The sequence below is a fragment of the Arthrobacter sp. AL05 genome (assembly GCF_029960715.1).
Lineage (GTDB): Bacteria > Actinomycetota > Actinomycetes > Actinomycetales > Micrococcaceae > Arthrobacter.
The window spans coordinates 137,196-145,777 of the sequence record NZ_JASBRC010000011.1 but is presented as its reverse complement, the minus strand read 5'-3'; the positions used below and the strand labels follow the sequence as shown (position 1 = coordinate 145,777).

Below are 8,582 nucleotides of genomic sequence, written 5' to 3'. Positions count from 1 at the left end.
TCACTCAAGGGTCAGCCACCAGCAAGCCGCGTCACTAACCTCCGTGGTTAATACACCTAGCCCGTCCTAGCCCGTCGGCCAGGGCGGACGCCGGGGGCGGGACCATGGCGGTTAACGAGCAATGGCCGCAGACGTGAGTCTGCGGCCATTCCTTGTTCCTGCCTGTAACGGCTGGGTGCCGGTTCTACCGGCGGCCAGCAGTTGGTGTTAGGAGGCGCGGCGGGCACGAGCCGCGCGCCGCTTGAGGGCACGTCGCTCGTCTTCGCTCATGCCGCCCCAGACGCCGGCGTCCTGCCCGGATTCGAGGGCCCACTGAAGGCACGTGTCAACGACGGGGCATCGACGGCAAACACTTTTGGCTTCCTCGATCTGCAGGAGGGCAGGGCCGGTGTTTCCTACGGGGAAGAAAAGCTCCGGGTCCTTGTCAAGGCACGCTGCGCGGTTACGCCAATCCATGCTGATCAGTCACTCCATTTCCTGGGCAGTCAGTTTTGCCTTTGTGAAATTATTCACTAGAGGCTTCATAAGAAAGGGGCCCGGTGGGGCCCCCTCGATCATCTGAATTAAGCGTGTCATGTTAACGCTGCGTAAACAAGGGGTACTAGCATGCAAAATGCCGCGCCCTCGTGAGCGATGCATCACAATGTGCGGCCGGGCCCTCACGTCCAGTCGACTATGTCCGGTACTGTGCCAGTGTGTCAAGAGCCTCTGAAAACCCCTCCGAACCTGCCGCTGACCGCGGGAACGGCCCTGCGGGAAGCCCTTCCGGCGGGCCCGCCGGCAGCGTTCGCGGCCGGCCGGCAGGAATTCTGGTCATTGCTGTCATCGTGGCGCTGGAAGCGACCGCGCTGCTGGTTGCCGCCATCTGGTACGGAAGCCAGTTAGTTACCGGAGCCCCGGTGCTCTCCTTCTGGGGTGCAGTCTTCACGCTGGGGCTGCTGTTGGTCTTCGCTGCCTGGCTTGTGGCCGTGTCCACGTTCCTGTTCCGCGGGTACCGGTGGCCGCGATCGGGTGCGCTGGTGGCCCAGCTTTTTGCGCTCACCATCGGCTTTCCCACGATGTCCGGCGGCTATCCCCTGGCGGGCTTGGCCCTGCTGGTGCCTGCGGTTACCGCCATTATTTTGCTGTTTGACAAGCGAGTCATCGTGTTCGCATCACGGGCAGGCGGGGCTCCGCCGGCCCTCTAGCCAGGTCCCGTCTGATCCCTGCTGCTGTCTGCTGCAGGATCGAACGCCAACTGCACCGCCCGGGCCCGACCTTCCGAAATCAGGACCGCGCGGCCCGGGGGAGGGCTGGGCTCCAGATCGAACCTGACTCCGAACAAGTCTCCGTCCAGCACCGACCGCGGGGCGAGCAGGACGCCCCTTCCGTAGCCCGCGGCATTCTGGGCCAGTGGTACCCGTTGCCGAATGGCGGGGTTAAAGCCTGCCGTCAGGACCACGCGCCAGCCCAGGTTGTTCAACAGGACCAGCCGGCGATTGGTTTCAGCTGACTGCAGGTCGAGGTCGTCCGCCAGCAGGACCGCCGCAGGGTCCAGCACCCCGGCGAGCGCGGAGTCGTACGTGCCTGCCCAGTACTCCTCCAGATCCGTCGCCGACGGGGGCCGGAGCCAAGTGGCTGCCGGGTTGAGCCCGGGAAGGGCCGATAGAAGCGAGCTCTTCCCCGACAGGTGCCCACCGAGGACCGCTAGGACTGCGCCCGGAGGTAACGGGATTCCCACAGCGCAGAGTTCGTCGCCCTGGACGCCGAGGCAAAGCTGCCCGTTCGAGGCAGGCGGGCCCGGGCGGGGCGTTGCCTCGCTGCTGCCCGCACTTACTGGACCGGACCGCGCGTGGACTTCGCTGACCGTGACCCGTGATGGAAGGGGCTCGATGCGGAACGGCCGGATTCGCGAGAGACAGGCCTCGCCGCCGACTGCCGGCGGGCGGGGCCCGAAGAGTTGTCCCACGTGCCCGCAAGGAGAAGGTGAGACGGACATTGGTCCAAAAACGACCACTCGATCTCCGGCCGTCCCGCCGGCGGGCAGCCGGGGCCAACCGAGCCGCGCTTCCTCGGTCGAGCCGGCAGGCAGGAAAATCCGGTTGGGCACGGCGGCGAAGAACCGTGCGGTCACGAGCTCGCGTTCCCCCGCCGCGAGCACCGCAATCCCGGCGCGGGCACCATCCCGGACGATGTTGTGGACCAGGTCTTCGGCCCAGGCCAGGGGTCCGGCCCGAAACGCCGACACCCAGGACCCCCAACCGCACAGGACGAGGACGAGGACAGGCAGGTCCGCCGGCTGGGCAAGGCCCAGCCTTCGTGTCATTTCTTCCGAGACGCGTTCGAGGACCCGCGCGGCCCGCCGGAGTTCGTGCAGCCCGACAACTGCGCCCACTCTAGCGGCGGTGGACATGGCGCTGAATGAACCTGTGGCATCCAGGAGGTACATGTGGGATTCGTCATCGCAGCCAAGCAGCTGATTCACAATGAGCTCCAGGACGGTGTCGGCACCTCCATTGAGTCCCGGGATCAGTCCGAGGTGGCCGTGGGTGCCCGGATGCCACTCGAACTCTGCCACTCGTTGTTCCCTGGGAAGGTCCAACAACCCCAGCCGGATCCGGCCGCGGCTGCCATCCGTCGGAAACGGCACTTTACCGGGGAGCGGTGTTGCCACCGGACGGCGCGGCTCCCCACCGCCGATTGCCGCCCAGGCAGCCCGGACTGTTTCCGTCAGGTGGGTTATGGCCAGGGACGGTGGCGATGCGGCGCGGGCGGCGCACGGTTCGGCCGCCGGGCGGTTGAGGAATTCACTGACCTCCATCACACTTGGCCAGCCGGCAGCCTCGGACGGGAGCGGCGTGGTCGTGGCGGTCTGAAACTCTTCCGGCGCTTCGCTGCCGCGGACCAGGTAGGCGCGTCCCGGCCGCGCAATCGGGATGGCTGCCGCCAGCCGTGAATTGATGATGTCGAGGGACTCCAGTTCGGATTGGACCCGCAGGGCGACACGGCTGGTCACGTTCGCACGGATGTCTGCGGAAACGGCGCCCTGGGGTCGCTGGGTGGCCATGATGAGATGAATCCCAAGCGAGCGGCCGATTGCAGCTACCCGCAGGAGCTCGGCCAGCGCTTCCGGGGCTTCCTCTACCAGCATTCTGAATTCGTCGATGATAAGCACCAGATGGGGCAGCGGCGGCGCCGCGGGTTGAAGCGATTCATAGGCAATGAGGTCGGCAGCCCGGTACGAGTCAAGGAGCTCTTCCCTGCGGCGTACTTCCGCCCGCAGTGATACGAGCGTGCGCTCCACTTCACCCTGGTCGAGATCCGTGAGCAGTCCGACGCAGTGTGTCAGGGCTGCCAACGGTCGCAGGCCGGAGCCGCCTTTGAAATCAATAAACAGCAGGTTGACGCGATCGGGCGGGTAATGGCCCACCAACCCGACCGCCATGGTCCGCAATAATTCGGATTTGCCCGAGCCGGTGGTCCCCGCCACCAGGAAATGGGGGCCGTCGGCCTGGAGGTCCAGCCACAGTGGGCCGGACGTTCCGACGCCGACCAGCACTGGAAGTCCGGGGGCGTGTGCTGAGGCGGCCCAGCGTGCGGAGATTTCCGCCGCTGAGGCTGGCATCAGCTCCGCCATGAAGCAGGCATCCGGAAGGCCTTTTGGCGGAGCCTGCTCAGGGTTCTGTCCGCCGATCCGGCGGCAGGCCCGGTCGAAGACGCCGGCTGGAACAAGATCTGGAATGAACTCCACTGCGGAGTGACCGGACGAAAGCACGGCGGTTCGCTCGGTGAGCTCTAGGACCGAACCAGCGGCGGCAGCAGCAGGACCTTCGGAGCAGTGGAAAACCTGCCAGCCGTGGCCTGCCGCAGCCGAACACAGCCTGTCCCGCCCCATTGTCGTGACGATCACCAGCACCCCGCGCTCGTAGCCCGGGCCCGGGCCGGTTGCGAGGATCTCCAGCGTGGATGTCTCCTTTGCGGAGAGCACGACTGACGGCAGGAAGCGTGCGGCATAAAGGGCGGCGGTTGGGCCGTGGATGAGGATTTTGGTTCGCCCGGCTGCGGGGTAGCTGGCAAGTTGCAGCAGGCAGGATCTGACCAGTCCGGACACGGCGGTTTCGGGGCCACGCACGGTGGTCAGCCTCGTCGCTGGATTGAGTGTCACAGGCACCAGGCCGAGCAACGGTGGCTGGAATCCGGAATCCGGTGGTTCCAGACCGATATTCGCGCGTTGCGGTGCCTGGCCGAGCCGCAACCAGACAGGTCCTGTGGCAATTGCGGATGACACCCCGCGATCCGCTGCAAGGAAACGAGCCCCCAGCGACAGTTCGCCGGCGGAGGGCGCGGCTCGCCGCCGTCGTTCGCGGTCCTGGCGCGCCGCGGCGGCCACGGCGGCCCGCAGTTCGCGGCGCTGCCTTCGGCCCGAAAACACGGGCACCAGAATGGACACGGCTGACAGGGCAGTAAAAGCGAGGAACACCCACATTCCGGTGAGGACGGCCAGGCCCACTCCGAGGCAGAGGGGCAGGCCCGCTGACAGCAGCAGGGCCGCCCTGTTGCTGTGCGCCGCGGGGTTGCTGAGCACCAACGGTGCTGAGATGTCGGACCCGGCAAAGGCCGGAATGCCGGCGTCGAGGGAATCGCCGAAAACCAGGGACATCGACGAACCGCCGCACCGGATCGCCGACTCCGTGGAGACGGGCGCCGACTGTACTTTCCGTCCGTCGACGCGGACCCCGTTGGCGCTGCCGAGATCGACGAGGCTGACGGCGGAGTCAGTCACGTCCAGCCGGGCATGTTCCCGGGACAGCTCGGCGTCTGGAATGACGATCTCGGTGCCGCTGCGACCGATTCGGAACCGCCCCCGCCGCAACGGAAAGATCAGGCCCGCACCCGGGCCACTGTGCACGGTCAGCACGAGCGTTGGCGGGTCCACAATCGTGGGCGGCGCAGCGCCGTCCACCAGGATGGCACCGGCAACGAGGGGGACTTTCCCGGGCGTCAAAGCGGCCACGGGCACCCGGTCCACGGTCAGCGCCCCGGTCCCGTAACGTCTGGAGATAGCCGCTTCGAGGTCCGCGCCGGGGCAGGTAGCCGGCAGTTCGATGGCCAGTTCCGCAGGTCCGGAGGTCAGTGCCGACCCCGGGGCGGGAACCAGTGTGCAATGCAGCAGCATCGGGTTGGGTCCTTTCCCCGGGGTGTCGTTTGATCCCACGGTAGGCGGCGATGCGGCGTTGCGGCACGCGGGAATCCGGCTATGTGGAAAGCGGTGCCGACAGAGGGAAAACTGCCCCGCGACAGGACGGTCCGCGGGCCTGGACGCGGGCCGCGATTCGCGGGTTCACACCGTGTCTCGGGTAGGCTGGACCAGCAGACAATGCGCAAGATTGCGCTGCCCGCATTCGAACCAGGAGAGTTTGTGACCGCTGACCTCGTCATCGTAGGGTCGGGCTTCTTTGGCCTGACAATCGCAGAACAGGCCGCCACAGAGCTGGGCTTGAAGGTCGTTGTTATCGACCGCCGGCACCACATTGGCGGAAATGCCTACAGCGAAAGAGAAGAGCAGACCGGCATCGAGGTGCACCGCTACGGCGCGCACCTCTTCCACACCTCCAACGAGCGTGTGTGGGAGTACGTGAACCGCTTCACCACCTTCACCAACTACGTTCACAAGGTGTACGGCGTTCACAAGGGCGAGGTCTACTCCCTGCCGATCAACCTGGCGACCATCAACCAGTTCTTCCGCGCCAACCTGACCCCGGGCGAGGCCCAGGAACTGATCAAGGAACAGGCCGGGGAACTTGCCGGCACGGATCCGCAGAACCTGAACGACAAGGGCATCCAGCTGATCGGCCGTCCGCTGTACGAGGCCTTCATCAAGCACTACACCGGCAAGCAATGGCAGACGGACCCCAAGGACCTGCCCGCGGGCATCATTTCCCGGCTCCCGGTTCGCTACAACTACGACAACCGGTACTTCAACGACAAGTACGAGGGTCTCCCGACCAACGGCTACACCGCGTGGATCGAGAAGATGGCGGAGCACCCGAATATCGAGGTCCGGCTCAACACCGACTTCTTTGACGAGTCGCACGAGTACAGCAAAAACAATGTTGTCGGCAACATCCCGGTCATCTACACCGGCCCGGTCGACCGCTACTTTGACTTCGCCGAGGGCGACCTCTCCTGGCGCACCATCGACTTCGAAGAAGAAATCCTCGACGTCGGAGACTTCCAGGGAACGTCAGTGGTCAACTACAACGACGCCGACGTGGCCTACACCCGCATCATTGAGCCACGGCACTTCCACCCGGAGCGCGACTACCAGACGGAAAAGACCGTTATTATGCGCGAGTTCTCGCGGGCAGCAGAAAAGGGCGACGAACCCTACTACCCGATCAACACCGCAGCGGACCGCGAACGGCTGCTCAAGTACCGCGATCTCGCCGCCGCCGAGCAGGATGTCCTGTTCGGGGGTCGTCTGGGCACATACAAGTATCTGGACATGCACATGGCCATCGGGTCGGCACTGACCATGTTCGATAATAAGATCCGCCCGCATTTCGATGGTGGCGCCAAAATTGAAAGCGGAGGGGTCGACGCATGAGCGCCGCGGACGAAACTACTGATTGGGCACGGATCCAACGGGTAATCCTTCCGTCGGGTGACCAGACCGACACTATCCCGCTGTACGTGGACGCCGGGCCCGCCAGCGGCATCCGGCTGCGGGAGAACGACGAACTTGCCCGCTCGCCGAAGCTGCCCGAGGACAAACTGCAGATGTTCAGCTCCGGGGGGAGCGAGGCGCACTTCGAGGACTTGCTCTCGCGTGAGTCCATGCGGGTGCGGTCCGGCGAGCAAATATCGTTCGGCACCTATTTCAACGCATTTCCGGCAAGCTACTGGCGACGGTGGACCTCGGTCCGTGACATCCGGCTGGTCGTTCGGACAACCGGCAGCGGAGCGGTCACCGTTTACAAGTCCAATGCCCGCGGGTCGGTTCAGCGGGTCGATGGGCGCCACGTTGACGGCGAGTCCACTTCGGTTTTCGAGTTATCGCTCAAGCCGTTCGGCGACGGCGGCTGGTACTGGTTTGATCTGGCAGCGAGTTCCACGGACCTCGTGCTTGAGGCCGGCCAGTGGGAGTCTCACGATCTCACCGGCAGCCGCGGCCAGGTGACCCTCGAAATCACGACAATGAACAAGCCCGATTACTGCCTCAACAACGCCCGCATCCTCGCAGCTAACCTCGACGTCCTGGCCAACGTCAAGGAAATCCTGATCGTGGACCAGGGCACGCAAAAGGTGGAAGACCAAGAGGGGTTCGCCGAGGTCCAGGCCTCACTCGGGGGCAAGCTACGGGTCATTAATCAGGCGAACTTGGGCGGGTCCGGCGGTTTTGCCCGTGGAATGTACGAGGCGGTGGAGAACGGCAGCGATTACGTGTTGCTGCTCGACGACGACATCGTCGTCGAGCCGGAAAGTATCGTTCGGCTCTTGACCTTTGCCGACCACTGCCGGAAGCCCACCATCATCGGGGGGCACATGTTTGACCTGTATAACCGCAGCGTCCTGCACACCTTTGGCGAGGTGGTCGACCCTTACCGGATTGTGCCGGCGCAGCCACATGCGGACATGGAGCTTCGCCATGACTTTAGCGTCGCGAACCTCCGCCAGACCGCCTGGCTGCATCGCAGGGTGGACGTCGACTACAACGGCTGGTGGATGTGTCTGGTCCCCACGAAGGTGATCAAGGAAATCGGGCTGGCCCTCCCGCTGTTCATCAAATGGGACGACGCCGAATACGGTCTCCGGGCTAGGGAAGCCGGGTTCGCGACCGTGTCACTGCCGGGCGCAGCGGTGTGGCATGTGTCGTGGGCGGATAAGGACGACATGGTCGGCTGGCAGTCGTACTTCCACGAACGCAACCGGCTGATAACCACGCTCGTTCACAGCCCCTATCCCAAGGGCGGACGGGTCCTCAGGGAATCGGTCCAGGCCGACGTCAAGCATCTTGTGTCGATGCAGTATTTCACCGAGCACGGCCGCATCGAGGCACTGAAAGACATCTTCAGAGGACCCGACGCTCTGCATCAGGTCCTGGCGTCCAGGCTTCCGGAGATCAACGCCCTCAAGTCCCAGTACACGGACGCCCAGCTGAAGGATGACGTGGACGACTTCCCGGCTCCGAAATTGGGCCGCGGCCCAATGGGTGGTGCGCCGATCGGAATGCCGCGCAAAAAGGACCTGGTTCCCTGGGGCATCAAGACAGTCTCGCGTCAGCTCGTCAAGGCTCCCGCGCCGGAGAGCGCCGAACGTCCGCAGGGATTCCTGGCCCACCGGGACAACCGCTGGTTCAGGCTTGCCCACTACGACAGTGTTGTGGTGTCCAACGCCGAGGGAACAGGTGCCTCCTGGTACCGGCGTGACCCCAAGAAGCTCAAGTCGATGCTGGCCGAGGCCACCCGTTTGCACCTTCGGCTGTACCGGGAGTGGGACAAGTTGGCCGAGCAGTACCGGGAGGCCGTTCCACGAATTACCTCGATGGAAGCCTGGAAAAGGACGTTCGACGCCGACACCAAGGGTGGGCAATAGATGGCCGG

5 protein-coding genes are annotated in these 8,582 nt (G+C 64.8%); 3 read left to right on the top strand and 2 right to left on the bottom strand.

From position 1 onward, the window contains the following. Positions 1 to 207: 207 nt before the first annotated feature. Positions 208 to 456: a WhiB family transcriptional regulator gene (locus QK287_RS14145; RefSeq protein WP_003804966.1), complete on the bottom strand. Its 249-nt coding sequence runs from the start codon at positions 454 to 456 to the stop codon at positions 208 to 210. Between the two features lie 350 nt (positions 457 to 806). On the opposite strand from QK287_RS14145, the gene QK287_RS14140 reads away from it, so the two are divergent. Continuing rightward, the gene (locus QK287_RS14140) at positions 807 to 1,187 is read left to right on the top strand and encodes a hypothetical protein (protein WP_226775786.1); all 381 of its coding nucleotides are present in this window, start codon (positions 807 to 809) and stop codon (positions 1,185 to 1,187) included. Here QK287_RS14140 and QK287_RS14135 read toward each other — a convergent pair. Continuing rightward, positions 1,184 to 5,155, bottom strand: coding sequence for an FtsK/SpoIIIE domain-containing protein (locus QK287_RS14135; RefSeq protein ID WP_282360494.1), 3,972 nt, complete (start codon positions 5,153 to 5,155; stop codon positions 1,184 to 1,186). The two genes, QK287_RS14140 and QK287_RS14135, sit on opposite strands and share 4 nt — an antisense overlap. A 243-nt stretch (positions 5,156 to 5,398) precedes the next feature. Between QK287_RS14135 and glf the strand changes: the two genes are divergently transcribed. Then, the gene (glf, locus tag QK287_RS14130; protein ID WP_282360493.1) at positions 5,399 to 6,586 is read left to right on the top strand and encodes a UDP-galactopyranose mutase; all 1,188 of its coding nucleotides are present in this window, start codon (positions 5,399 to 5,401) and stop codon (positions 6,584 to 6,586) included. After that, positions 6,583 to 8,574 (top strand): glycosyltransferase, encoded by a 1,992-nt coding sequence (locus QK287_RS14125; protein ID WP_282360492.1) that lies wholly within the window; start codon positions 6,583 to 6,585, stop codon positions 8,572 to 8,574. Before glf ends, QK287_RS14125 begins: the two co-directional genes overlap by 4 nt. The last annotated feature ends 8 nt before the right edge of the window (positions 8,575 to 8,582 follow it).